This window comes from Synechococcus sp. BA-120 BA3, assembly GCF_034931285.1.
Taxonomy (GTDB): Bacteria; Cyanobacteriota; Cyanobacteriia; order PCC-6307; family Cyanobiaceae; genus Cyanobium.
Map to the genome: position 1 here is coordinate 1 of NZ_JAYGHZ010000493.1, position 839 is coordinate 839.

Below are 839 nucleotides of genomic sequence, written 5' to 3' on the forward strand. Positions count from 1 at the left end.
AGGCAGGCCCGACCGAAGGGCACCATGCCCCCCTGGCGCCGCAGCTCCAGCTCCTCGGCCAGAAAGGCGGCGTAGCGGCCGTCCACGAGATGCCGGATCACGGGGTGGTCCGGGCTGTAGGTCTGCACCAGCACCTCGCCGGGGCGTTCCCCGCGGCCGGCGCGGCCGGCCAGCTGCAGCAACAGTTGCAGGCACTGCTCGGCGGCGCGCAGATCGGGCCGGTGCAGCAGGCCGTCGGCCGCCAGCACCGCCGCCAGGGTCACCCGGGGCAGGTCCATGCCCTTGGCCAGCATCTGGGTCCCCACCAGCACGTCCGCCTCGCCGGCGGCGAAGCGCTCCAGCAGGCGGCGGTGGCCGTCCCGGCCGCGGGTGGTGTCCCGGTCGAAGCGGAGCAGGCGCAGGCCCTCCAGTTCCGTCGCCAGCTGCTCCATCACCCGCTGGGTACCGGCACCGAAGGGCTTGAAGGCGGTGGAGCCGCAGTGGCCGCAGCGATCGCCCATCTCCTGGCGGTGGTCACACCAGTGGCAGCGCAGCCACTCCCGACCCTCGCGGCCGCCGGTCCGGGGGCCGCGGTGGACGGTGAGGGGCACGTCGCAGTGGGGGCAGAGCACCACCTCGCCGCAGCTGCGGCAGCTCAGGAAGGAGCGGTAGCCGCGCCGGGGCACCAGCACGACGGCCTGCTCGCCTCGCTCCTGGAGGTTCTCCAACCGGGCCATCAGCGGGCGGCTGATCAGGCGGCGATGGCCGTCCTCCAGCTCCTGGCGCATGTCCACCAGCCGCACCGGCGGCAGGGGCCGGCGGCCGATCCGCTCCGGCAGCGGCAGCAGGCGGGTGTCGGC

Annotated in this window: 1 protein-coding gene; it reads right to left on the reverse strand. The window is 75.1% G+C overall.

All coding sequences use genetic code 11. The features are described from left to right. On the reverse strand, positions 1-839 hold an 839-nt coding region (gene priA / locus VB737_RS17100; protein ID WP_500314739.1), incomplete at both ends, for a replication restart helicase PriA.